Here is a 24266-nt window from a genome sequence, read left to right on the forward strand (position 1 = left end):
GTGACGGATGAAACCGGTGAATTTAAGGATCAATAATTATTATTCTCCTTTGGGTATGGATACCAAAGTTCCCGTATTGGGCTGGCAGCTAGAAAGTGAAGAGCGTGGACAACACCAGGCGTATTACCGAATTATATTTGCAGAACAGAAAACGGATATCGAACAATATAAATATTTATTGTGGGATAGCGGGAAGGTAAGTTCTTCCGAGCAATTTGGCATTCGTTATGAAGGGCAACAACTACAAAGTGTAACGACGTATTACTGGAGAGTGGCAGTCTGGAATCAGCATGGGAAAATGTGTTGGAGTGATCCTGTATCATTATTTACCGGCTATTTATACGATGAGACCTGGAGAGCGAATTGGATCGGAAAAGGGGATGCCAAGCCATTCTACGCCCGAACTGAGTTTACAGCAACAGGGAAGATCAAGCGAGCCTATGCACTCGTTTCGGGACTCGGTCATTTCAAGATGTTCATGAATGGAGAAAAAGTGGGGCTTAACGAAATGGACCCAGGCTGGACCCATTACGAAAAGTCCGTACAATACGTATGCTTTGACGTGACAAACCATATACGAGAAGGATCGAATGTCATTGGACTTTCGGTTGGCAACGGGTTTTATGTAGGCGATGCAGGCGACCGACATTTCTACACGATTGGAAAAGGGTATGAATCATATGGAAATGTGTTGCTTGCTATTGGCGAGTGGCATATTGAATATGAAGACAGCTCCATACAGTATGTACTGACCGGAAGTGAACAATGGAAAGTTTGTGCTAGTGCGACTACTTTAGCTAATGTATATGGTTCAGAAAATTTCGATGCTCGTTTGTATCCGGAAGGTTGGTACGAATCGGCATTTGACGATTCTACATGGTCTAAAGCAAAGGTGGTAACCTCACCCAAGGGGAAGTTGGTAAGCCAGAACCAGCCACCAATCATTGTGAAATCCGTCTACGATACGATTAGCATTGAGGAGCCTAAAGATCAAATTTATGTTTTTGATTTAGGGCAGAATATGTCAGGCATGTTCGAAATCTATGTCAGCGGCCCTGCCGGAAGTAAAGTAACCATTAAACCTGGGGAACTAAGAAACGAGGATGGAACGGTTGCCACGCCTTGGGATATTGTGACGTATTCAGAATATACGCTATCCGGTACAGGTGAACTGGAAACATGGAAGCCAGATTTCTCATGTTACGGGGCAAGATGGGTACAGATCGAAGGATGTACGCGTGACCGTACTGATCCATCGAAACCATTTATTCACGACGTAAAAGGACATTTCATCACGTCAGCATCACCGGATGCGGGACATTTGGAAACGGATGATTTCCGTATTACCAAACTAGGTGAGATTATAATCAAAGCAATTGAAAGTAATCTTCAAAGCGTACACTCCGATTGCCCTACGATTGAAAAGCTGGGCTGGATCGAGACGGCAAGTCTGATGGGGCCATCCATCATGTATGTCAAAGCGGTTGAAGAGCTCTGGCTGAAAATTACACGCGATATGATCGAAGCACAGACAGAAGAGGGCCTTATTCCTGATATAGCACCTGAATACTCCAAATTTACAGAGGGGTTCCGGGATTCGATTGCTTGGGGAAGTGCAATCATTCTGGTTCCAGAATTACTGCTTGAGACGTATGGGAATCGAACTGCACTGGAAGAAGCTTATCCAGCTATGAAGAAATACTTGAACTATTTGAAATTAAAAGAAGTAGACGGTGGGCTCATACAACACGGTCTCGGTGATTGGGGCATTGTGCCGCAAAGTGGCGGAGATTATATCGAAAATGTTGAAACAGCCTTTTACTATGAGTGTTATAAGTTAGTATCCAAATTCGCTTATATGCTTGGACTCGATGATGAATCTGCCTATTATGAATCGGAGTCGGCACGCGTGAAGCGATGTTATAACTCCAAGTTATTACGTCAGGTCACAGAAGAGGGTCGCTACGCTTATTGCAAGTTAAATGGGGAGTTTGATCCATTGAATCAAGTCGTGCAGGCCATCCCGCTATACTTCAGGCTTGTGGAGGAAGAGTATCGATCTGATGTGGAAGCTGCGCTATTACATGCCACATCCGGGAGACAACTGAAGTCAGGCGAGATTGGGCTACGCTTTTTGTTTGGTGCTCTCGCAGGTATAAAAAGAAACGATATCGTCTTCGATATGATGATGCAGCCAGAGCATCCAAGTTATATTCGATTTGTTGAGCGTGGAGAAACTGCGCTGCCCGAATTTTGGACGGACGATTCCCGTTCTCGCAACCATGATATGATGGGACATATTCTGGAATGGTTATATAAGGAATTGCTCGGAATATCATCGTTAAGTGACGCCTACAAAGAGATTCTCATTGCGCCTGGCTGTTTGGATCGAATTCAATATGCCAGCGGTAGTCACTACTCCATTAGAGGTAAGATCGAGAGCGAATTTACGGTGGAGGAGCGTGGATATCAGTTAACAGTGACCATTCCTCCGAACACCCATGGCAGGGTTAAGTTACCTATTATTTCAGATCAAGCAGTGATTATGGAGGGAGGAATTCCAATCGGTTATGAGGATGTGCGAGAGCGTGGTCGTTCATATGCAATAATTGGAATTCAATCGGGAAGTTATCGGTTCACAGTGAATGGACAGTAATGCAATGTAAGGTGAAATAAGAGAAGGGATGTCCCTCAAGGTATTGAGCCTTGTGAGACATCCCTTTTTAACTTTGAAATCTGCTGATCTTCTTATACAGTTAGAATATCTACTCCTAGAGCTGGAAGAGTCAACTTCTGATCCAATCTCTCGCTGGTCAACAAGCTGCGATAAGGAACGTCCAGCGTAATCTCTCGTTGCTCATTCGTCAAATTGATCAGGAAGAGGAAGCTCTGCTCCCCCTTCGTTCGAATCGACAGCTCGACACCTTCCGGCAGCTGGATTTTGGGCGCCAGTTCCTTTTCCTTCAATATGTCTTCAAACAGCTGATAGAAATAAGATGGCTCCGGCCAAGTGCCAACATAATACACTTCACCTTCACCAAGCTTATTGACAGTAACTGCCGGCACACCCTCGTAAAAGTCGTTGTCATACCAAGCGATCGGCTCTGCACCTCGTAGTTCCAGTAGATCACACCATTGCTTCGCAGCGAATGTCTTGCCCTCCGCGTTCCGTATCCGATGCTCGCTGTTGCCGATTGCATCGTATTCACTTACGACAACACCCGCAGCTTCCGCCAGTAGCCCCGGCAGAGGCAGCATCTCACATACATTCCTCATGTTCTTCACGCCAGTCCGATTGGTGAGGACAACCGTACCACCTTTGGCTGCGAATCGCTCCAGTCGCTGTGCTACTTCTTCACTTAACAGGAAGAGAGAAGGGACAATGACCAGCTTGTAACCGTCGAGCTCTTCAGTCCAGTTGATAACGTCTGTACCGACGCCCATTTTCAGAAATGCATTATGCATAGAGGACAAGTTGTCTATATAGTGCATTCCCCCTTCCGCCTGCGCCTGAAGGGAAAGGGCTGTATGCTGATCGTGGGAATGTAGAATCGCAACCTGGGTAACAATTGCTGAGCCGCCCAGCAGTTCTCCTAACTGGTTCACCTCGCGAGTAAGCTCAGCGAACTCCCGGAACCTGCGTCCAGGAACATTACTGTGGTCGATTAGCCCATGCCAGAATTGTTCGGCTCCGACGGTAGCACTCCGCCAGCGGAAATGAACGACCATATCCGCACCACGGGCAATTGTCTGCCAGGAGCGAGCTCGAATCAGTCCAGGATAGGGGGTGCGCTGAATCGGCATCCAGGCGCCCTGCGCTCCGCTGAGCTGTTCCATTACCCAGAAATTCCGGCGTTTGATGCCGCGAACCAAGTCCAGCGTAAGCGCTCCGTTCCTCGGAAACCGATCGCCATAATCGCGATACAGCTCATTGGGATAATAATCGACAGAGACGAAGTCCAATCCGTTGTGCATATCATAGTAGTCTAGGGTATTTGGATATTGCCACATGTTATGCGTCACGAATTGATCTGGACAGTTACGGCGTAAAATCTCAAGCTGCCATCCCAGCAGATGGCCAACGCTGTCGGAACAAAACCGCTTATACTCCAGAAGATAGGAAGGATTCATCGGTTTGCTGGCACCGAGCGGCGTTGTTACCTCAGCCCAGCTGCTGTACTCACCACTCCAGACGACCGTACCCCACTCCCGGTTCAACTCCTCCAGATTGGAATAACGCTTCTGCAGCCAAGCGACAAATGCACGATTGCATGTATCACAATGACACTCCTGATAGTGCATCTCGTTATCGATTTGCCAGCCAATGACGGCGGGATGCTTACCATAGCGCTGTGACATCGCTTCCACAAATTTGGAGCCCAGCATTCTCAAGGAAGGACTGTTGTTGCAACGATGTCCACGCACACCTGGCCGGATGATGTGGCGTTGCTCATCCATAGGCAGTACATCTGGATAACGGGTTGTCATCCAGTTCGGCGGGGTATTGGTGGGGGTGCATAACACAATTTTCATACCGCGCGAAGCGAATACTTCTATAGCCGAATCCAGCCATTCGAACTGATAATTACCCTCGGTCGGTTCCATTCGGCTCCAGGCGAACTCCGCCATTCGCACAACAGAAACCCCGTCTCTTGCATAAGGACGGCATCTTGCTCCCATAACTCCGGGGTCCATTGCTCTGGATAATAATCAATTCCTATCTTAATTGTCATCCTGTAATCTCCTTTATTTATCAATATATTGCGATTATATGCTATATTAATTGGAGTGAATATCTTAAATAATTAATATGATATAACAATATTAAGATAATAGGAGAATTGGTCGCATGCCTCATCCCAATCGCAATTTCCCGGTATTATCTGCCCGAGACAAGCTACTCCCTTTTTATTTGCTTGGCATCGGCCTACATCATGAACAGGAGCACATACGCCGAGATCAAGGCATTCAGGACTATCAGTGGATTCAATGCCGCAGCGGCGAAGGTAAGCTCAGGCTAAGCGGAACGGAACATATCATCAAGCCGGGTATGGGCATGCTGTTGTTCCCCGGTCAGAAACACGAATACTATGCGCTATCAGAGAGCTGGGAGGTGGATTGGATCATTTTTGATGGCAGCGGGTCAGCGAGTTTATTTGAAACAGTCGGCATTGTCAATACATCCGTATATACGCTTGCGTCGCCCGAGTACCTTTTCTCCCGAATGCGAGAGTTGTTGCAAGCCGCCCTTACACCACAAGAGCAGACGTTAAGCAATTATGCCTGCTCCGGCATCCTCTATACCTTATTGACAGAGATTATTCAGCGTGTCTCTGTCGAGGGAAATGATACCGTTGGGCAGCAATATGAGCGGATAAAACCGGTTTTGGATTATATTGAGCAGCATTATGCTGAAGAGATTACTTTGCCAACGCTGGCTGGTCTCATTTGCGTTACACCGGAATACTTCTGCCATTTGTTCAAGAAGACGACAGGCATTCGTCCCATCAGTTATGTTAATCAGGTGAGGGTCAACAAAAGCAAGGAACTTCTGCTCGACAATGCGCAGCGTGGGATGGAGGATATTGCTCGTCAAGTCGGCTTCGAATCTACCAGCTATTATGGAGCAACCTTCAAGAAGCTGGAACGACTCACACCCGGCGCGTTCCGCCGAGTCTATCAGAAGTCGTAACATAAGAATTCGAGTGTGCAGCCGGCTAAATAGTTGGATTATTAACTAAAAAAGAGGGCAGGCCTAATTCTATAGCTTTAAAACCTGATTAAGCTGCTCTGAGCTACAACTCTTAGATTGAAATATTAGACCAGAAAAAGTCGCTATCTTAGCGACTTTTTCTGCTTGGAAGGCAAATGGAAGGTCAATCATGCTTATGTGTAATGCATCGCAACCGTATCTAATAAGAATCGAATCAGAATCACATTGCTTGATCCGTTGGACGAACTAAAATCTCGTTGACCGCCACGCGACGTGGGCGAGTTACAATAAATTCAATCGTTTCTGCAATATCTTCTGCTTCAAGAACTTCAATATGGCTCAGAATATTGGAAAGTTGCTCACGCACGTCTTCACGTAAGTGATTACCTAGTTCCGTTCCCACTGCACCTGGCTCTAAAACAGCCACACGAACGTTAAGCCCGGCCGTCTCTTGCCGCAGTGCTTCAGTAAACGCTGCTACACCAGATTTCGTGAGACTATATACCGCTTGCCCTGCCGATGGTTTGCGTCCAGATACTGAACTAATATTTATTAAATCAGTAACTTTCCGGTCGGAAGTCAAAGCTGATTGGATTAGATACGGTAGTGCAGCATGGGATATGTATAACAACCCATTTATATTCACGGATATCATTCGTTCCCATTCGATTGAGGTCGCCTCTGCCACACCCCGATTAACATGAGTCCTGCATTATTTATAACGGTGTCCAAACGTCCATATTTATCTATAACCTGCTGAACTGCATGTTCCGCTTGCTTCTTATCTGTTATATCTGTTGCTATTACAAGAACCTCACCTCCAAGGTTTTTTAGCTCGGAAGCCAGATTCTCCAATCGATCTTTACGACGTGCGACAAGGACAACGGTTGCTCCTTGAGCAGCGAGCCTTCTGGCAGTTGCTTCACCGATTCCACTACTTGCTCCAGTTACCAACGCCACCGTATCTTGCAATTTCTTAAACATGTTATATTCCTCCTCAAATTTTATTCGCTAAACGCTAAGATGTTACTGTTGTAACGTCTTGTTGAGCTCAGTATAATGTGTATAACATAAAGATATCAATGCATTTCAAGGCAAGTGTGACATAAAAGGAGATGTTGTAATGTCAAACCCATCTAATCAAGTCAGAAGTGCTCTGACGAAAGAATGGATCTTCAATGCACTCATGATATTAATGCAAACCAAAAGTCTAAATAACATATCTATTACCGAGGTGTGTACAAAAGCTGGTGTATCACGCATGGGGTTCTATAGAAATTACAACATCATTGAGGATGTAATCGTGGAACGTATTGATCAAGTGTTTACTGACTTTTTTGATCAGGCATTGGCAGGGGAGAACTTTGATAATTATTATTCAACACTATTATTTTTCAGATGTTTCAGGAATGAGAAAATCTTAGTAGAAAATCTGGTAAAGTCCAACGTTAGTTACTTATTGCTAGCCAAGTGTAATGAATACCTACACAAATTAGCCACAAGAATTGTAGTTAAAACCTACGATGATTCTTACAAAGAAAACTATATTGCTAAGTTTTATGTAGGTGGATTCTATTGCGTTTTAATCGAATGGGCGTTAAATGGCATGAAAGAAAGTGATACGTACATGGCTGATATTTTGTATGAGTTCTGTGGGGTCACTATTCCGAAGGGAAATGCCGAAAAAATAGTATAATTAGTTAATTTTTATTATTTCTTGATAATTTTCCATATGAAGTCGCTGTTTAAGCGGATTTTTCTTATGGCTTTAGCCAGTTGAATGCGTGAAACGTGTGAGCAAGTTGACAAAACACTGAGCCTGAACATACCTGTTGTCAGGCTAGCGTCTTTAGGCACATTTTGGAAACAAGGGGCTGACCCAAGAGCAAACCACCCGTTGGACGGGTGGTCATGATTGACAATTGAGTTGAGTAGCCTCTGGGACTAATCTTTATTTACTTATACTAAACCATCCTGGCATTGCTTGAATTGCATCCCAAAGTTTAGCTGGAATATCAAGTTGATCTAGTTTCGAAACGTTCAATACAGAAACCACCTCGGATTCACGTTCATTTACAATCTTCTCAACCCAATTAGGATCCATAATTAATGCTTGCCCAATGGCGACTAGCGGCAGACCTAATTCCTTAGCTTTAAGAGCATCATCCGGTGTTCTTATGGAGCCAGCAGCCATTACAGGTACCTTACCGTTTGCGCGTTCAAGAATTAATTCAAGTCGTGTTTTTTCATCTTGACTATCCATGGGCTTTGAAGACACATTATCTAATGAAGCGTGTATATAATCTAAATCCTGTCCGACAAGAAAGTCAATTAAATCATAGGTGTCTTTCATACGTAATCCATCCACTTTAGAGGATTCTTCAGGTGATAGTCGGAATCCTATAATGAATGGTTTTGTAGCATGTTTTTTTTTTACATTTTTGATTTCTTCAATAATTGCAAATGGAAAACGCAAGCGATTTTCAAGTGATCCTCCCCATTGGTCTGTCCGTCGATTTGTCGCTGGCGACCAAAAATTCTGAATTAAAAATCCGTGAGCTCCATGAATTTCGACGCCATCAAATCCAGCATCAATTGCTCGTCTTGTGGTGTCTCCAAATGCCTGTACAATCGACAAGACCTCCTCATGTGATAGTTCTCTTGTTTGTGAAGTTGAACCTAAAAGAGTAGCTTCAGGTAGTAATGCACTTGAACTAACTGCGTCCAGTCCTGGCACAGCTTTGTTACCAGCATGAAAGATCTGAAGAATCGCAGGAGCGCCACCACTTTTCGCGGCTTTAGCTAATTTACGTAAACTTGGAGTGAAATCATCATTGTACCCAGCAAATTCATTCGTAAAACCTTGCCCATTAGGTGTAACATGAGTACACCCTGTAATGACGAGTCCTACACCATTCACTCTTTGTGTGTAATACTTTATTTCGTTATCCGAAATGGTAAGATCATCATTGCTTGACCAGGTTGTCATAGGAGCCATAACAATACTATTTTTAATTGTTACGCCACTTTTGAATGTAAAGGATCCAAATAATTTACTGTATTTTTGTTTCATTTCATAAACCTCTCTCTCATATACTGTTTTCTATTTCAGTTTAACTAGTTGCCGATACGACAAGTCAAGCGTATATTCATATGTGAATATACATAGAATTTTTGTGATTCCACTCTCTTTATGATATATATTTAGTTACAGTTACTGTAACTATAGGAGGGGACAGATTAGTGTTGCATTCAATGACATATGTAGTGGAGAATTTAAATGTATCTGCAAAGACACTTCGATTTTACGAAGAACAAGGGATATTACCAAATATAGCTCGTGACGAAAAAGGCCGAAGGGTCTATAGCGAACAACAAATTGAATGGATTTCGTTTATTCGTTGCCTGAAAGAGACAGGTATGCCTCTTTCAAAAATAAAGGAATACCAAGAACTATTTAAATCGGGAAGCGCCACCTATGGACTAAGAGAACAAATCTTGATAAATCATAAATTAGAAGTCCAAAAGAATATTGAGAAAAATTTAAAGCACTTGGAAGAAGTTAACTATAAACTAGCCATGTATGAGCTTCAGAGAGAAGAGGCTATGAGTAATCCTGACTATAACTTTAAGTGTCACGGTATGGAGAGTAAAAAAGTGAATTAATGCAGTAACGAGAAAGGAAGACAAGTTCTGCTGTAAGCGGCATACTGCGTGAAGGGCAGAAGGGTACAAGTAGTTTATCTCAACTGTATAATCAAGGATGAGATTGACGGAAATATGTTCCAGAAATCATCCCACATGCTTCATGTCCAACATGACATGGAGTAAGTAGTACGGGTAGATTCGGCAGAATTAGGGCTGAATAAGCTCATTTGGGAAGGGATCGCGAAGGGATATGTCACGTAGCTATAGACCTTAATATGGTGAAAGTAAGGGATAAAAAGCAATTGTACTTGGGAGTAATCAGTGTTACTCTAAAAGTCTGTGTTCACAAGATATGAATAGTAGTCACCATTATAGTTAGAAAGAAAGGTAACACGATGATAACAGTTGATAACTTATCCTTTTCATTTCCGCAAAAAGATTTATATAACAATGTCTCATTTACATTAGAAGAAGGTCAGCATTGCGCTTTTATCGGGACAAGTGGCAGTGGGAAGAGTACGCTGATTGATATTCTGATGGACCCCGAACGATATTTATATGATGGCAAGTTAGAGATAGACCCCGAGTTCAGAATCGGGTATGTAAGTCAGTTCTCGCAAGTAGACGAAGCGAAAGAAATGACTGTATTTGAATTCATCGCAGAAGAATTTATCAAGCTCCAAGAAGAAATCACGTCGATTTATGATGAAATGGCAACCGCTTCGGATATGGATTCGCTGATGGAAAAGGTTCAATTGGCGTTAGACGCGTTTGAGTCGATGGACGGGGATAATTACGAAAATAACATCAATAAGCAGCTAAACCTGGCTAATCTCATGAAGCTGAAAGATCTTAACATTTCCTCCTTAAGTGGTGGAGAATTCAAACTGATTCAAGTGATGAAGGAAATGCTCCATCGTCCAGACTTAATGATTATGGATGAACCAGATGTATTTTTGGATTTTGAAAATCTTAATGCACTTAAGAATCTTATTAATTCCCACAAGGGAATGCTGCTGGTTGTTACGCACAACCGATATCTGTTGAATCATTGTTTCAACAAAATTATCCACCTTGAAAATACGGAGATCCAAGAGTTTGATGGGCGGTTTATCGATTATAACTTTTCATTGCTTCAGACCAAAATAGAGTTACAAGAAATTGCAGTCGCTGAAGAAGAGGAAATTGAGAGAAACGAGAATATCGTCACTAACCTTAGAGCGATTGCAACCGTTGATTCAGAAGCATCGAGAGGGAGAGCGTTAAAGGCCAGAGTTAAGTTTACAGAAAGATTGGAAGCACGTAGAATTAAAGCGCCATTTGTTGATATTAAGCAACCGAATATTCGTTTTGGCATGGAGCATGATCCTGAAGATATCCCCGTTATAAACGTCAATCATTATAGCGTTGCCTTTGACGAGTTGCTTATAGACAATGTGAGCTTTGGGATGAAATCAACAGATAAAGTAGCCATTATCGGTGCAAACGGTACAGGGAAAACGACTATGCTCCGAGAAATTTATCAAAACAACCATGCTTCAATTGAAATCAATGCTGATGTTAAAGTGGCTTATTTATCTCAGGTTCAAGGTGAAATGCTTGAGGATTCTAACACCATATTGGAAGAATTCATCGATGCTGGGTTTGATACGTATGATGAGATTAGATCATATATTTCAAACTATGGCTTTGAAGGAGAAATTCTGGATCAAAAGATAGAATCTTTATCTGGTGGAGAAAAAAATATGCTTCAATTGGCTAAAGTTGCTGCCAGTAAAGCAAATGTGCTGCTTCTGGATGAGCCGACAAGCCATTTAGACACCTATACACAAATAGCACTGGAGAAAGCTATTGTGGACTACAAAGGCGCCATTCTCATGATTTCTCATGATTTTTATTCTGTAGTCAACGGTATGGATTATGTTGTCATCATTGAAGATAAGAAGATTAGAAAAATGAGTATGGAAGAATTTAGAGAGATGATCTATGCCAGCCATTTCAACAAAGACTATTTAGAAACTGAACAAAAGAAAAAAGCTGTTGAAATGAAAATTGAATTGGCTTTGAAAGATACTAACTTTGAACTTGCAAAAGTATTGGTTGATGAGCTAGAAGAGGTCATTAAGCTGCTTTAATTGAAAAGGCTCTGATTGAAAAAGTCAGTCACCGCGAACAGGTCTAAAATGAATTCAGGTGTGACAGATTGGAATTAGAAGACGTTAACAAATTCGTTTGATATCTATAGTAAAAACTTAATTTGAAAGCAAACCAAAAAATGTTGGTCTAGTATAGATCAACATTTTTTGGTTCGTAAGCGATATGTATGTAAAGGAGAGAAATCTGATCTGACACTCCATATAAAGATACAAAACATTGATAAGCATCGGGAACCATTAACTGGATGCCAAATTAGTAGTGTGCAAACTGTCAAGGATTGATTACAATAGAAGCATTACAGACTAAGGGATGAATGTACAATGGTTCAAGAAGACAGCGTATTTGAACAGATTATGAAATCGAAGCGATCCAAATCGGTCAAGACTAGAACAGGTCAGGTAAGCCCAGCTCCAGCCAAGAAAACATCTCTGGAACAATTAAATGATTTGGATATCCGACACCATAATGTAGAAGCCGAATTAGTAAAACCAAGTATGCCGCATAGACGGGTACTAGAAATCAGGAAAGAACTGAGTCAGATTAGAAAATTAAAGAAAGAAGATCACATGTTATAAGCTTTTTAGAAAAGTACATACGATGCTATTAAGTTCATATTACACCGTGGTTGTAATCGAATCATCGGATCACTAGTAAGTCGTGAGGTCATAAAGACTCACGACTTTTTATATGCATGGAGTGTTAATTCGTAATAGAGAGAATACGCCATGCTGAATCTTCTTTTTGCATTAAGTATAACTTAGTAGTTTCATCTGCTTGTAGGGGAGACTCATGGAAATACACATTTTTTGTTTGACAAATACTTCAATGTTTCCATCTTGAAGCACGTTAAACCACGGCTCATCCATCGAAATAACTGCACCGTACACTTGACTGAATTTCCCCTCGTGAACCGCGTGTTCTTGGACATAGGCTGAACGTACCGCCTCAGCATCAAACTCCAGTACACCTTTCATATTTCGATTTAATGTCTGCACAATTTGCAACTCATCCCCCTCATAGGGACTCTCATCTATGTAGTGAAAATTGACGATCTTCGCTGCATCAAGAGCAGCTGCAATTTCTTCTTTACTGGTGTAGCCGACTAAATTGGTTTCTTCTTGTTGAACAGGCTCACTAGTAGAGGTAGATATAACTGGAGAGTCAGGGGAAACGGAATAACGAGTCAACACACAAGCCATTAGAAGAAATACAATCCATAATTTTGTCATGACCAATCCTCCTTATACATACTCTGCTTAGTTATAAACGTCTACAGTAATGAAATAGTTGCCCTGTACTGGCTCGGTTTATTGTTGAGACGAAAGGGGAATCTGGCCGGCTCGTTGAATTATATCCAAAACGCATAAAGTGGGAAGAGGTCGATGTCCATGGCGATTGAAGAACGAATCGATGCTATTATTAAGCGCTTACAACCAGAAACTCATCTTCAGAATAAATACGGTCAGGAAGCAACACTAGCAGATCGAATGGAATATTACAACACACCCGGGGTATCCATTGCAGTTATCCATGACTTCAAACTGGAATGGGCTCGTGGATTCGGAATATGCGAGGCTGGGAAACCTGAGGCTGTCACCGAAACGACCCTCTTCCAAGCGGCGTCGGTCAGCAAGCCGATTTTTGCTGTAGCTGTAATGCGATTAGTTCAGGAAGGGAAGTTAGATCTGGATCGGGACGTGAATAATTATCTGACATCTTGGAAACTACCTTCTGTTTCCGGTTGGCAGCCCAAAGTTACGTTGCGGCAATTATTGAGCCATAGTGCGGGAGTTACGATTCAGGGATTTCCAGGTTATGAAAGAACCGATGAACTTCCCACGCTAGTGCAGATTCTCAATGGACAGCATCCAGCAAATACCTCATCTGTGGAGGTTAATGTTATTCCAGGATTGCAATTCAGATACTCCGGAGGGGGAACAACGATCGCACAACAGCTTGTTGAAGATATGCTGAATCAACCTTTGGCTGAAATAATGAGCGAGTTGATATTCAGCCCGTTGGGACTTACGAACAGTACATATGAACAGCCATTGCCTTCTCAAAGATATGAAACTACTGCAGCGGGACACCCTTGGAAAGGTAGAGCTCTGCCTGGCAAGTGGTATGTCTACCCCGAAATGGCGGCAGCAGGTCTCTGGACAACGCCTTCAGATCTTGCTCGTATAGGCATTGACCTGCAATTAACACTGAAACATCATTCGAGTGGGATTCTGTCTGCGGATACACTAAACGAAATGTTAACTGCTCAGATTGAGAATCATATGGGTATCGGCTTTTTCCTTGAAGGGGAAGGGGAAGGAAGCCGTTTCGGTCATAATGGGTGGAATGAAGGTTTCGTAACCCGTTTGGTTTTATCCAAACATCACGGTTATGGTGCGGTCATTATGCTCAATTCGAATGAAGGTAATGCATTGCTTGGAGAGCTCGAACATGCTATTGCGCGTGAGTACGGATGGCTCGGATATTTTCCTGACAAAATAAAAGCGGATGTATCACCGAAAATACTCAAGGAGTACGCGGGTGATTATAAAGCAACATCCGGACCACATGCTTCTATCCACCTAGATGGTAATGACTTGTCTTTGCAAATCTATGAGCAGTCCCCAATCCGACTATTTCCCGAATCGGAGGCAAAATTTTCAGCAGAGGGGCTGAATACAAGCATTGATTTTGAGCGGAATAGGGATGGTCAAGTTGTGGCGCTTCACATTCATCAAGAGGGCAGGGCATTCCGTTTGGATAGAGCATTGAACTAAGTTGCAGAGTAACTGTAGTCTAAAACTCAGAACAATGACTTCTCTGCAATTAACCGTATTCGCTCGTTATATGCGTCAATTAATAATTAGATTGAGCGTGGCGCAATGTGTTAGTAGGTTGTCATGTTGTGCTAGTTACTTATATGAACGCTAAGAGTATCATTATATTTGTAAGTTAGCGAAGGATGCTTTACATCCGATTAGTCAGTCAGCAGAAGGAGGTGCACATGAATGACAAGTGATTCCTTTGAACGCATCAAGATGCCATCGGGATTTTGGGAAGGTCTACGTCAGATCGGCATTAACTCACATGATGTAGCACGGAAGGCTGGTTTACCGCTCACGGTTATTTCCGATTCAACGGTGAATATCACTCAATATTACGCAATCTGGCAGGCATATTCCGATCTCGCAGGTGATATTGCTCACGGGATGATTCAACTTGCAACCATATATGAGGTGACGAAATTCCCACCACCTATATTAGCCACATTCCACGCACGTGATTATCGTGATGCATTGCAACGGATGGCTCGATATAAAATGTTATGTCCTCCTGAAAGTCTAAAGATCATTGAAGATGGGGAAGATTGCATCCTAGATCTGCAATGGTTGGATACTGATGAATCTTGTCCGCCGTTACTAGTGGGCATTACACTAGCATTCCTGCTCGAATTAGGACGACGGGGAACAGGTCGGCATCTGACGGCTAGCGCTGTAGAGTTCGCACAGCCGATGGGAGATTTACAGGTTCTTGAAGGTTACTTTGGATGCCGAGTTCGAACGGATGCTAATCACAATCGATTGAGCTTACATCGGAAGGATCTGGATATTCCTTTTCATTCTTATAATGCAGAGTTACTTGAAATTCTGACCCCTGCACTGGATCGCACGTTACATGAACATCAAGGTAATCGTTCCTTGTCGGAGACAGTCAAATGGATTATGAAGCGTAGCTTCAGCGCCGGACGTCCTGATGTACACATGGTTGCCAAGGAACTTGGTATGAGCAATCGGACTTTGCAGCGTCGATTAACCGATGAGAGCACGAATTTCAACCATCTGCTGACGGAAGCAAGGCATGAACAGGCACGGGTATACTTATCAGATTTATCACTTGATATCAAGGAAGTTGCATTTCTAATCGGATATGAGGATCAAAATTCATTTTACCGTGCATTCCGCACTTGGGAAGGCGATACACCTGCCAATTGGCGCATTGAACATGCGGAGGGATATGCAAACTCAGGAGATCATCCTTCATTTTCAGGCGGACACACTCATTAATCATCAATCATCTAGAACCAACAACTAGAACAAACAAGGGAGAATACTATTATGGACATGGGATTGAATCATAAAACAGCATTGGTAACAGGTTCGACAAAAGGAATCGGTAAAGCCATTGCCATAGAACTGGCCAAAGAAGGTGTAAATGTACTGATCAATGGACGGAATTACGATGAGGTAGAGAGCGTTGTAAATGAAATCAAGTCTACCTATCCAGATACGTCTCCTCAAAATGCAGCAGCCGATATTGTTAATTCTGCAGAGCGTGAAGCATTATTTGCAAAGTTCCCACAGGTTGATATTCTGATAAATAACACCGGAATTTATGAGCTGATGTCTTATTATGATATAGATGATACTATATGGGAAAATACATTCAGACCAACGTGTTATCCGCAGATGCGCTGACTCGATTTTATCTGCCTACCATGTTGAACAATAACTTTGGCCGGATCATCTTTATTGCAAGTGAAGAAGCAGTAATGCCTGGACATATGCCTCAATATGCCGTAACGAAATCCATGCTGCTCTCTTTATCCAAGAGTCTGTCCAAATTAACAGTAGGCACGGAAGTAACGGTCAATACAATTATGCCTGGGCCGACACTCTCAGAGAATGTACAGCAGATCATTGAGAGCGTCATACAGGATGAGAATATGACCTTTGAAGAGAAAGAGAAAACCTTCATGGCCGCGAATCTTCCGCAATCGGAGTTACAACGTTTCATTAGACCAAGCGAGCTTGGCAGACTTGCGACATTTGTATGCAGCCCGTTCGCAACACCATTTAAAGGTTCACCGATCCGTATGGATGGTGGAATGGTTCCGACAATTTACTAATTGTACTGGAGTACATGACAACCTCATCACTATAACTGACAGCCGATTGGATTGATCGGCTTTTTTTGATGTTACGTTTGATGTTACCGAGTCCAAGGATAAAAGTGTGTTGTCGTTGTAAGTCGGAATGTATGCCAGTTTGCAGGCAGGCTATGAGCTTTAGTGGCGAGTTACTAACGGAAAATGGTAAACTGGACTTGATATAACGGAGATATGGATGAGGAGAACTCATTTCATTTCTACCAAAACAACTGCGTGGGCTTTATCCATCTGTCTATTTGAATGAACTTTCTATTAAACTTTTATTATTTGATTGGGAGGGTCAACATCATGGATTTGGTAAACCAATTTTTAAATGGCTTAAGAGCAGCATTACCAGCAGAAGAACTTGATGATTTAAACATAGCACATGGTGCTACACAAGAAGATATTGATACACTGAAGTCGCAATATCCAGATTGTCCAGAATCGTTAATCCGTTTGCTTGAAAATATAGATGGTACATATTGGAGAAAGTATGGAGACAAAGAAATTACAGTCTGCATTCTAGGCTCGGATGTTGAAGAAGGTCGATATCCATATTATTTACTCTCCACCGAGGAAATGCTCCAAAGTTCGAAACAAGAAGAAGATATGTCCTATCTATTGGAATACGAAGAGGACGAGGGGAGGAACCCGTTGACCCTAAAATAAATTCAGAAGGGCTCCTTCCGGGCAAATATATTCATTTCTCGGATTGTATGAACAATGGTGGCACATCAAGACTTTATATTGATTTTAACCCTTCTGATCTAGGGGTAAAGGGTCAGATTATTCGCTTTTTACATGACCCTGATGAATACGCAGTAATTGCGAACAGTTTTGATGCGTATTTACAAATGCTTATTGACGGTGAATATGTGTATCTAAGTGAAGACGAGGATTAGGAGGAAGAAGGTGCAATGTGAGTAGTAAAATTCATGAATTTAACCTTTGGGCTGAAACCAAAGGATGGGTTATTCGCACCAAATCGAGTCATGATTTAAATTTAGATAATGATGTAAGAACAAGATACAACAATATCCCTGATGAATATTCAGAGTTTTTACGTGTTGTAAAGCAATGCGTCTCACCAAGTGAGCAGACATGGTTCCTGTGTGAAAATGAATATAATCATAGTACAGATACTGCGTTTCGATGGAATGAATTTGAACTGCTCAGCTTGGAAGCGGCGGCAGGAGACGATCAATGGACATCAGAGATTAAAACATGGTGGGATCATTATCTGCCAATCGTCATCTCCGTGCATGGGGCTATTCCTTCTATGCCATCGATTTAATCAACGAAATAGGTACAATCGTGCGTGGGGAAGAACCTGAATTTGAAGAAGTCACCAAAGTGGCAGAGCATCTTGATGAATTTTTACAACTTATTATGTCGAATTCATTAGTTATAGAGTAAGCAGATATGACAATGCAATAATCTCAGATGCCAGTGATCAATAGTATATCTTAACCAAGTCGCTATTTAGCGGCTTTTTCTTTTGGGTGTAGTCCAGAGTATAACCTCTCGATTCTAATGATTCTGTTCTCCAGCCGTTCTGGATTTAAAAAAAGCAATAAGTGATTCCGATAACTGCTGCTGTGCCTTGCTGATGAATCGGTCAGCATAATAAGTTAACTCCAAGTGACGGATCGGAGCAGGTTCAGCAATAGGAATTGATACGATATGTGACCATTCCCGATGTTGCTTCAGCAGTTCTTTTGGTTGAATGGTCGCACCAATGCCAGCCTCCACTAACTGTAACAGCGAGGAAGCGGAACCTACCTCCATGACCGTATTTAATTCAAAACCTTGTTCTCGGCAAACAATATCCACCAAATCTCTCCCCAAATACCCCTTCGGGTACATCACCAGAGCATACCCAGTCAGTTCTTTGAGTGTAACCTCACGCCGCTTCGCCAGCTCACTACCTGAATGAACAAACAATTCGTAGGGCTCACTTCCCAGCGGAAGCTGAACCAGTCGTTTGTCCGAAGGGCCACACAGTCCAATCCCCAGATCTACTTTATGGGCAAGCACTTCTTCCCGAACGAAGATCGTTGAGAATGCTTGCAGGCTAGTTTCGGGATAACGGTTCTTGAAATCAACGAACAACGGAACGAGCTGGAAGTCAAGATCGGACGGTAACACACCCAGCCGAATGGTTCCACGATTCTCGGATCGCAATTCTTTAATCGCATTCTTCGCATCCATTTCAGCCTGTAGCATTTTGGTGCCATATTGATGAAGCAGCCTGCCAGCCTCGGTTGCGACTACTTTTTTACCAATCCGATCAAAAAGCGGCATACCTACTTCTGCTTCAAGCAGGCGAATCTGTTGGCTCAGTGTAGGCTGTGAAATTCCAAGTAACTCTGCGGCTCTCGTGAAATGAAGTTGCTCGAAGACGGCCATAAAATACGTAATGTTTCGAGTGTCCATAGAGTTTCCTTTCTACTAATCATAGTATTTAACTATCATAATAATACGAATTATTGGATTGATCAATGGTTCAAGCCGACTTATACTCATAGTGACTTCAACACGAATGGAAAGGAAAGAGTCTTATGAAAAAAACATTCTATTTATTCGCTCTATTTGTAGCGGCTTTGAATCTACGCCCTATCATTACATCGGTTGCCTCCATGATGGGTGTTATTCAATCCGAGCTAGGCATTAGCGCTTTGACGGCTAGCCTTCTGACCACATTGCCTGTCCTATGTATGGGGCTGTTTGCCCCAGTTGCCACAAGGCTAAGCCAACGCTTTGGTTTGGAGCGCACACTATTTATTGCGTTACTTCTCATCACCGTGGCTACGATCATGCGTGGTATTAACGAATCGATCACAATACTCTTAGTGACTGCTTTGGCAGGAGGGGTCGGCATCAGCTTCGCCGGACCCTTATTATCTAGTTTTATCAAAAAGTATTTTCCAACGAGTCCGGGTGTTGTCAGCATTTACTCAGTATCTATGACCATTGGTGCAGCACTTGCTTCAGGCTTAACCATTCCGATCTATGCTCAAAGCGAGAAGAACCTGCCATTCGCTATGTCATCTTGGGCTATCTTAGGAATTATCGCTCTAATCATGTGGATGGCGCTGTTACGGCACAAACAACATTCCAGCAATAAGACTCAGCATCTCAGACTACCGCTCGGCAACAAACAAGCAATTCAATTTACCTTGTTCTTTGGCTTCATGGCTAGTGTGTTCTATGCCTTAACGGCCTGGATTTCGCCCATTGCGCTTAGTTTTGGCTACAGTTCGCAATACGCTGCAATGCTGCTGACCCTGTTCACCCTGATTCAAGTTCCGGTTGCTCTGTTCGTTCCAGGTATCGTGAATCGTACAGGTAATCCTAAATTACTACTTGTCTTGTGCAGTATATCAGAGCTCGTTGGTCTGATTTTACTTCTATTATCGGCTCCCATGCTTCCAGCCGTGCTTTTCCTAGGGATCGGTGCTGGCGGATTATTTCCTCTAGCGTTGATGCTGCCCATTATGGAAACGCGTAGCGCAGAGGAAGCGGGAACCTGGTCGGCTATGTCACAGATGGGAGGTTATATCCTGGGTGCTTTTGGGCCACTTTTTATTGGATGGATGTTCGATCTAACAGGTCAATTTAACGCTTCGATTATTGCCATGCTGGTCATTGTAATGCTAATGATTGGTGTTCAGCTATCCATGGCATTAGGAAAAAAGGCGGAAGGAGGATCTCTTCAATAATCCTGCATAGGGCATAACTCGAATCCATAGGTGAAAGGGTGATGCTCCCGTCAGTAGTTGCCCTTCTCGTCGAAGACGGGGAGCTATAGCTCCTGCCGCCCCCGTAATGATCATTAGTATTATGATGTTCAGAAATCCAATGACCATCGTACCCATGTAACTTGACGTTGGATTATATAGCAATCGTTGAACCAGAGAGAGGGGCATATTATACCTTTCGCTGTTTCCGAGAAAACATTAAACCCAAAAATACAGCTGTTATTAATTTGTTATAAGTTGTTGTAAACCAGGTGTTACTCGAGCCTATTGCTTTTCCATTTATCGGCTAGCATGATCTGCTGCCTCCATAATCACTTCCCCCATCGTTGGGTGAGGATGAATGGTCATTGTCAAATCTTCTACGGTTGCACCCATCTCTATGGCTAAGGCAAGCTCGGAGATAAGGGTAGATGCTTCAGCACCTACGATTTGTGCACCCAATACAAGACCAGTTGTCGCATGGGCTACAATCTTAACAAAGCCTGCGGTTTCTTTCAGTGCGAGTGCCCGGCCATTAATGGAGAAAGCGGCTTTTCCGATAACAACAGGCACTGAACTTTGCTTACACATGGTCTCACTAGTTCCAACACTGGCTAATTCCGGACTGGAAAACACAACAAGTGGAATTGCCTTGTAGTCGATAATGGAGGACTTACCTGCGATGGCTTCTGCTGCAATTTTAGCCTCATAGGACGCTTTGTGAGCCAATGCGGGACCTTTGATCACATCACCAATGGCATAAATATGAGGAATGACTGTTCTACATTGTGCATCGGTTTCAATGAGTCCTTGATCTGTAACCGGCAAGCCGATGCGATCCAAGCCTAATCTTCCATCGGTATTGGGTTTTCTTCCAATGGTAATGAGCGCGTAATCTGCCTGCACATTGCATTGTTCGTTTTGAAGTAGATAGTGGAGATCGACACCGTTTGTATGCTGACTCGCGCTTGTAACTTTTACTCCTGTAATTAGGGTTATGCCATCTTCTTTCAGCTGACGAACTACTGGGGCTACAAGCTCACTTTCGAATCCGGGTAATATTCGTTCGCCGCCCTCTAGTATTGTCACTTTTGTTCCAAATCTGGCAAACATCTGTCCAAGCTCCACACCAATATAACCACCGCCCACAACAACAAGACGTTTAGGGACTTCAGGCAGAGCCAGTGCTTCGGTGGAGGACAGGATACGGTCACCAAAAGGAAGGGTTTTAATTTCAATTGGGCGGGAGCCTGTTGCCAATATAAGATGATTGAAAGTGATTTGTTGGTCACCAGATTCGGGATGCTGAATTACAGCTGTATGCGAATCAATCAAGCTTGCTTCACCTTTTAACACAGTAACACCTGCTGATTTCAAGAGAAATTCTACACCTCCAGCCTGTTTGCTCACGATCGCTTGCTTGAAGGTCTGAGCCTCTGTATATGAAGTTTCGCCGTGAAAATCGCTCCATTGTCTGCGTATAGTCAAGCGTTCCGCTTCGGCAATGAGTGCCTTGGAAGGGATGCAACCTACATGTGTACATACGCCTCCTAAATGATCTCGCTCCACAATAGCTGTCTTCATGCCAAGCTGTGAAGAACGTAACGCTGCCACATAACCTCCCGGACCTGAGCCAATAACTAAGGTATCTACCGTGTTTACATCATGCATTATTGTGTACCTCCTATAAAATATGATGATCATAATATATTATATCCATCATATTTTATAGGAGTCAATACATAAATGCTTTTGATTCACGACGAGGATAGGACATTCCAGCAAATTGACAAACAAAAATATGATGTCTATAATATTTTAAAAAGTGCTTAGATAAGCTAACGAAACAAGTACCTACTCAACTGAGGAAAATGAAAAAAGCAAAGGAGGAGAGAAAGGATGCCATATCCAGAGGGGCATAAGTTAAAAGTTAGAAAACATATTATCTCAAGTGCTGCCAAAGCATTCCGAACCAATGGCGTTCGTAACATCAGTTTGCCATACATTATGAAAGGTGCGGGCCTGACTCATGGCGGCTTTTATTCCCATTTTGAGAACAAAGAGCAACTTGTGATTGAAGCTTGTAAGTTTGCCATTAGCGATACGATTGACATGCTGCAAAAAGTAGCTGATAAAAACAAAGATAAACCGGCAATTCAAGCGATCATTGAATTTTATTTAAGTCCACTTCATCGGGATCAGACGGAAATAGGCTGTATTCTTCCTGCGCTCTCGGGAGAGATTGCCCAATTATCCGAGGAGGTTCGTCAAGCCTATACCCAAGAATTGCAGCGATTTATGGACTTTATTACGGAGGTGGCTGGGTTTGATGCTTTTACCGGTTATGCGCTGGTAAACATCATGGTAGGCACACTCGCTCTGGCTCGAGCCGTCAATGATTCAACGTTCAGTGATCAGTTGCTACTGGCAGGTAAGACGCAGGCATTACAAATAATAGCAGTTTACGAATGAATTCTTTATTAATATCGTACGAATGAAAATAAAAATAGAATGGGAAAAGAGGAGAAGAGGATCATGGACATAAGAACAATAGATGTGAATGGGCTTCAGATTGCCTATGTAACTAGTCGTGAAAAATTAATAATCGATGTTCAGTCTGCGATTGATTTAATGGCAACTGTCAGGTATCAAGTTGATTCTAACCTTATCATTTTAAACAAATCGGAAGTAAGTGATGAATTTTTTGATTTGAAAACACGTCTCGCTGGAGAAGTGCTTCAAAAGTTTGTTAATTATCAAACGAAGCTGGCTATCATCGGTGATTTCTCAACGTATACCAACAAGAGTCTGAAGGACTTTATCTATGAGAGCAATAATGGAACAGATATCTTCTTTTTGACAGATGAGGAACAAGCTGTTGAGAAACTAAGTAAGGCTTGAGTAGGTGTAAATAAGACACGATTGAGCTGCTGGCAAGCGGCTTTTTAGTTTACGCTAATATATGACAAACCTAGCGCGGTGAAACGGTAGGGACTTATGATCACTGTATGGAAGGGAGGGAACGCATATTCTCGACGAAAAAAATGTTGACGTGGAACCAGTTACATCACTTAATCTTGTTTTGTAAGGAGGGATCACATCATCATTCTTGTTTAATCAATGCATGATGACCTTTTTTTGGACACTTAATAAATAAACATTATAAAGTGTTTGAATAAAGGAGGATTTCTCAACCAAAATCACCAAGTGGGCATACTAAAACATGGAGGTCATCACAATGATTAAACTGGTAGTTACTGATTTAGATGGAACGTTTCTAAACAATCAAGGTTCGTACGATGTCGAGCTTTTCAAACAAGTGTATGCAGAGATGCGGCAAAAAGGAGTTACCTTCGTCGCATGTACCGGGAAACAATGTGAACGTGTAGAGAAATTGTTTGATGAGCATGGCAAAGGTGTTTGGATTTTGGGTGACAGTGCAGCCCGAATTAAAAAAGATGGTGAAGTCGTTAAAGAGTTCAGCATTGATAAGGATCTCGCTTTGAAGGCGATTGATCGAATTCAGGACTTCGACAAAACGATGACTCTAATCGTATGTGCAAGCGATGCGGCTTATGTTCATTCTTCCATTTCAGAAGATATGTACAAAGTGGTTAAAGGATCTTATGAACGTGTGATTAAAACCGATTCCTTTGAAAAGATCGAAACTCGTTTTATTAAAATTACGGTCTTTGATACAGAAGGACGCAGTACAGCATTGAGAGCGCATGTGGAGGAAACGTTGAGTGGACAAATTTACATTGTTGATTCAGAGGCTAAATGGCTGGATATTACGGCATTGAACACCCACAAAGGAGAGACCGTTAAGAAGCTGCAAGAAATGTTGGGTGTCACATACGAGGAAACAATGTCATTCGGTGACGGTGAGAATGATGTGGAGTTGATGGCTATCGCCAAATATAGTTTTGCAGTAAGTAACGCTTGTGATAATACGAAAAAAGCAGCAAACTTCATTACGAAATCCAACGAAGAGAATGGCGTTCTTCTAACGGTTCAAAAAATACTGGATTTGCAGTAATACTTGTCTACCCACAGGTAATGCATGTTCAAAATGACA

The 24266-nt window shown here is 42.6% G+C and carries 21 protein-coding genes and 2 pseudogenes; 15 read left to right on the forward strand and 8 right to left on the reverse strand.

Features of this window, described 5'->3' with window-relative positions; translation table 11 throughout:
* Positions 1 to 7 precede the first annotated feature (7 nt).
* Positions 8 to 2656, forward strand: coding sequence for an alpha-L-rhamnosidase (locus DMB88_RS15010; protein WP_128101999.1), 2649 nt, complete (start codon positions 8 to 10; stop codon positions 2654 to 2656).
* A gap of 92 nt (positions 2657 to 2748) precedes the next feature.
* On the opposite strand, the gene DMB88_RS15015 is transcribed toward DMB88_RS15010, so the two are convergent.
* Together DMB88_RS15015 and DMB88_RS31200 are read right to left on the reverse strand one after the other, a co-directional pair.
* The gene (locus DMB88_RS15015; RefSeq protein ID WP_368028357.1) at positions 2749 to 4605 is read right to left on the reverse strand and encodes a beta-galactosidase; all 1857 of its coding nucleotides are present in this window, start codon (positions 4603 to 4605) and stop codon (positions 2749 to 2751) included.
* The gene (locus DMB88_RS31200; protein WP_254438680.1) at positions 4554 to 4733 is read right to left on the reverse strand and encodes a hypothetical protein; all 180 of its coding nucleotides are present in this window, start codon (positions 4731 to 4733) and stop codon (positions 4554 to 4556) included. Before DMB88_RS31200 ends, DMB88_RS15015 begins: the two co-directional genes overlap by 52 nt.
* A gap of 116 nt (positions 4734 to 4849) precedes the next feature.
* Between DMB88_RS31200 and DMB88_RS15020 the strand changes: the two genes are divergently transcribed.
* Positions 4850 to 5692 (forward strand): AraC family transcriptional regulator, encoded by an 843-nt coding sequence (locus DMB88_RS15020; RefSeq protein ID WP_128102000.1) that lies wholly within the window; start codon positions 4850 to 4852, stop codon positions 5690 to 5692.
* Between the two features lie 241 nt (positions 5693 to 5933).
* On the opposite strand, the gene DMB88_RS31205 is transcribed toward DMB88_RS15020, so the two are convergent.
* A complete protein-coding gene (locus tag DMB88_RS31205; RefSeq protein WP_254438592.1) occupies positions 5934 to 6359 on the reverse strand; it encodes an SDR family NAD(P)-dependent oxidoreductase in 426 nt (141 codons plus the stop codon).
* Between the two features lie 5 nt (positions 6360 to 6364).
* Positions 6365 to 6697, reverse strand: coding sequence for an SDR family oxidoreductase (locus DMB88_RS31210; protein WP_254438593.1), 333 nt, complete (start codon positions 6695 to 6697; stop codon positions 6365 to 6367).
* Positions 6698 to 6836: 139 nt separating this feature from the next.
* Here DMB88_RS31210 and DMB88_RS15030 point away from each other — a divergent pair, with 139 nt between their 5' ends.
* Positions 6837 to 7409: a TetR/AcrR family transcriptional regulator gene (locus DMB88_RS15030; RefSeq protein ID WP_128102001.1), complete on the forward strand. Its 573-nt coding sequence runs from the start codon at positions 6837 to 6839 to the stop codon at positions 7407 to 7409.
* A 255-nt stretch (positions 7410 to 7664) separates the two neighbouring features.
* Here DMB88_RS15030 and DMB88_RS15035 read toward each other — a convergent pair whose 3' ends face one another.
* Positions 7665 to 8786: an NADH-dependent flavin oxidoreductase gene (locus DMB88_RS15035; protein WP_128102002.1), complete on the reverse strand. Its 1122-nt coding sequence runs from the start codon at positions 8784 to 8786 to the stop codon at positions 7665 to 7667.
* Between the two features lie 170 nt (positions 8787 to 8956).
* Between DMB88_RS15035 and DMB88_RS15040 the strand changes: the two genes are divergently transcribed.
* From DMB88_RS15040 to DMB88_RS15050, 3 genes are all read left to right on the forward strand, one after another.
* Positions 8957 to 9379, forward strand: a complete 423-nt coding sequence (locus DMB88_RS15040) for a MerR family transcriptional regulator (RefSeq protein ID WP_128102003.1) — start codon at positions 8957 to 8959, stop codon at positions 9377 to 9379.
* A 377-nt stretch (positions 9380 to 9756) separates the two neighbouring features.
* A complete protein-coding gene (locus DMB88_RS15045; protein ID WP_128102004.1) occupies positions 9757 to 11496 on the forward strand; it encodes an ABC-F family ATP-binding cassette domain-containing protein in 1740 nt (579 codons plus the stop codon).
* Positions 11497 to 11838: 342 nt separating this feature from the next.
* Positions 11839 to 12093: a hypothetical protein gene (locus DMB88_RS15050; protein WP_128102005.1), complete on the forward strand. Its 255-nt coding sequence runs from the start codon at positions 11839 to 11841 to the stop codon at positions 12091 to 12093.
* 171 nt (positions 12094 to 12264) lie between these two features.
* Here the strand turns inward: DMB88_RS15050 and DMB88_RS15055 are convergent, their stop codons facing one another.
* Positions 12265 to 12747 (reverse strand): hypothetical protein, encoded by a 483-nt coding sequence (locus DMB88_RS15055; RefSeq protein ID WP_128102006.1) that lies wholly within the window; start codon positions 12745 to 12747, stop codon positions 12265 to 12267.
* A 159-nt stretch (positions 12748 to 12906) separates the two neighbouring features.
* Here DMB88_RS15055 and DMB88_RS15060 point away from each other — a divergent pair, with 159 nt between their 5' ends.
* The 5 genes and pseudogenes from DMB88_RS15060 (at position 12907) to DMB88_RS15080 (ending at position 17742) form a co-directional block, all read left to right on the forward strand.
* On the forward strand, positions 12907 to 14295 hold the full coding sequence (locus tag DMB88_RS15060; RefSeq protein WP_164848700.1) for a serine hydrolase: 1389 nt from the start codon (positions 12907 to 12909) through the stop codon (positions 14293 to 14295).
* Between the two features lie 231 nt (positions 14296 to 14526).
* Positions 14527 to 15582: an AraC family transcriptional regulator gene (locus DMB88_RS15065; protein ID WP_128102008.1), complete on the forward strand. Its 1056-nt coding sequence runs from the start codon at positions 14527 to 14529 to the stop codon at positions 15580 to 15582.
* Between the two features lie 51 nt (positions 15583 to 15633).
* Positions 15634 to 16424, forward strand: a pseudogene (locus DMB88_RS15070) (SDR family NAD(P)-dependent oxidoreductase).
* A gap of 330 nt (positions 16425 to 16754) precedes the next feature.
* Positions 16755 to 17350 (forward strand): annotated as a pseudogene (locus DMB88_RS15075) (SMI1/KNR4 family protein).
* Between the two features lie 17 nt (positions 17351 to 17367).
* Entirely contained in the window at positions 17368 to 17742 is a 375-nt protein-coding gene (locus tag DMB88_RS15080) for an SMI1/KNR4 family protein (protein WP_254438594.1), read from the forward strand.
* Positions 17743 to 17978: 236 nt separating this feature from the next.
* On the opposite strand, the gene DMB88_RS15085 is transcribed toward DMB88_RS15080, so the two are convergent.
* Positions 17979 to 18884 carry a LysR family transcriptional regulator gene (locus DMB88_RS15085; RefSeq protein WP_128102009.1) on the reverse strand — a complete coding sequence of 302 codons (906 nt, stop codon included), beginning with the start codon at positions 18882 to 18884 and terminating at the stop codon, positions 17979 to 17981.
* Positions 18885 to 19009: 125 nt separating this feature from the next.
* On the opposite strand from DMB88_RS15085, the gene DMB88_RS15090 reads away from it, so the two are divergent.
* Positions 19010 to 20170, forward strand: coding sequence for an MFS transporter (locus DMB88_RS15090; protein WP_128102010.1), 1161 nt, complete (start codon positions 19010 to 19012; stop codon positions 20168 to 20170).
* A gap of 318 nt (positions 20171 to 20488) precedes the next feature.
* On the opposite strand, the gene lpdA is transcribed toward DMB88_RS15090, so the two are convergent.
* Positions 20489 to 21859: a dihydrolipoyl dehydrogenase gene (lpdA, locus tag DMB88_RS15095; RefSeq protein ID WP_128102011.1), complete on the reverse strand. Its 1371-nt coding sequence runs from the start codon at positions 21857 to 21859 to the stop codon at positions 20489 to 20491.
* Between the two features lie 228 nt (positions 21860 to 22087).
* Between lpdA and DMB88_RS15100 the strand changes: the two genes are divergently transcribed.
* The 3 genes from DMB88_RS15100 (at position 22088) to DMB88_RS15110 (ending at position 24227) form a co-directional block, all read left to right on the forward strand.
* Positions 22088 to 22660 (forward strand): TetR/AcrR family transcriptional regulator, encoded by a 573-nt coding sequence (locus DMB88_RS15100; RefSeq protein ID WP_128102012.1) that lies wholly within the window; start codon positions 22088 to 22090, stop codon positions 22658 to 22660.
* Positions 22661 to 22723: 63 nt separating this feature from the next.
* Entirely contained in the window at positions 22724 to 23089 is a 366-nt protein-coding gene (locus tag DMB88_RS15105) for a DUF4180 domain-containing protein (RefSeq protein WP_128102013.1), read from the forward strand.
* 337 nt (positions 23090 to 23426) lie between these two features.
* Entirely contained in the window at positions 23427 to 24227 is an 801-nt protein-coding gene (locus DMB88_RS15110; RefSeq protein ID WP_128102014.1) for an HAD family hydrolase, read from the forward strand.
* Positions 24228 to 24266 lie beyond the last annotated feature (39 nt).

The organism is Paenibacillus sp. DCT19, assembly GCF_003268635.1.
GTDB lineage: Bacteria > Bacillota > Bacilli > Paenibacillales > Paenibacillaceae > Paenibacillus.

What these genes read in the sequence shown, in the direction of transcription:
- DMB88_RS15030 (WP_128102001.1), top strand. Translation starts at nt 6,837, where the DNA reads ATGTCAAACCCATCTAATCAAGTCAGAAGTGCTCTGACGAAAGAATGG.
- DMB88_RS15065 (WP_128102008.1), top strand. Translation starts at nt 14,527, where the DNA reads ATGACAAGTGATTCCTTTGAACGCATCAAGATGCCATCGGGATTTTGG.
- DMB88_RS15090 (WP_128102010.1), top strand. Translation starts at nt 19,010, where the DNA reads ATGAAAAAAACATTCTATTTATTCGCTCTATTTGTAGCGGCTTTGAAT.
- DMB88_RS15050 (WP_128102005.1), top strand. Translation starts at nt 11,839, where the DNA reads ATGGTTCAAGAAGACAGCGTATTTGAACAGATTATGAAATCGAAGCGA.
- DMB88_RS31200 (WP_254438680.1), bottom strand. Translation starts at nt 4,733, where the DNA reads ATGACAATTAAGATAGGAATTGATTATTATCCAGAGCAATGGACCCCG.
- DMB88_RS15045 (WP_128102004.1), top strand. Translation starts at nt 9,757, where the DNA reads ATGATAACAGTTGATAACTTATCCTTTTCATTTCCGCAAAAAGATTTA.
- DMB88_RS31210 (WP_254438593.1), bottom strand. Translation starts at nt 6,697, where the DNA reads ATGTTTAAGAAATTGCAAGATACGGTGGCGTTGGTAACTGGAGCAAGT.
- DMB88_RS15110 (WP_128102014.1), top strand. Translation starts at nt 23,427, where the DNA reads ATGATTAAACTGGTAGTTACTGATTTAGATGGAACGTTTCTAAACAAT.
- DMB88_RS15060 (WP_164848700.1), top strand. Translation starts at nt 12,907, where the DNA reads ATGGCGATTGAAGAACGAATCGATGCTATTATTAAGCGCTTACAACCA.
- DMB88_RS15100 (WP_128102012.1), top strand. Translation starts at nt 22,088, where the DNA reads ATGCCATATCCAGAGGGGCATAAGTTAAAAGTTAGAAAACATATTATC.
- DMB88_RS15035 (WP_128102002.1), bottom strand. Translation starts at nt 8,786, where the DNA reads ATGAAACAAAAATACAGTAAATTATTTGGATCCTTTACATTCAAAAGT.
- DMB88_RS15085 (WP_128102009.1), bottom strand. Translation starts at nt 18,884, where the DNA reads ATGGACACTCGAAACATTACGTATTTTATGGCCGTCTTCGAGCAACTT.
- DMB88_RS15010 (WP_128101999.1), top strand. Translation starts at nt 8, where the DNA reads ATGAAACCGGTGAATTTAAGGATCAATAATTATTATTCTCCTTTGGGT.
- DMB88_RS15105 (WP_128102013.1), top strand. Translation starts at nt 22,724, where the DNA reads ATGGACATAAGAACAATAGATGTGAATGGGCTTCAGATTGCCTATGTA.
- DMB88_RS15055 (WP_128102006.1), bottom strand. Translation starts at nt 12,747, where the DNA reads ATGACAAAATTATGGATTGTATTTCTTCTAATGGCTTGTGTGTTGACT.
- DMB88_RS15015 (WP_368028357.1), bottom strand. Translation starts at nt 4,605, where the DNA reads ATGGAACCGACCGAGGGTAATTATCAGTTCGAATGGCTGGATTCGGCT.
- lpdA (WP_128102011.1), bottom strand. Translation starts at nt 21,859, where the DNA reads ATGCATGATGTAAACACGGTAGATACCTTAGTTATTGGCTCAGGTCCG.
- DMB88_RS15020 (WP_128102000.1), top strand. Translation starts at nt 4,850, where the DNA reads ATGCCTCATCCCAATCGCAATTTCCCGGTATTATCTGCCCGAGACAAG.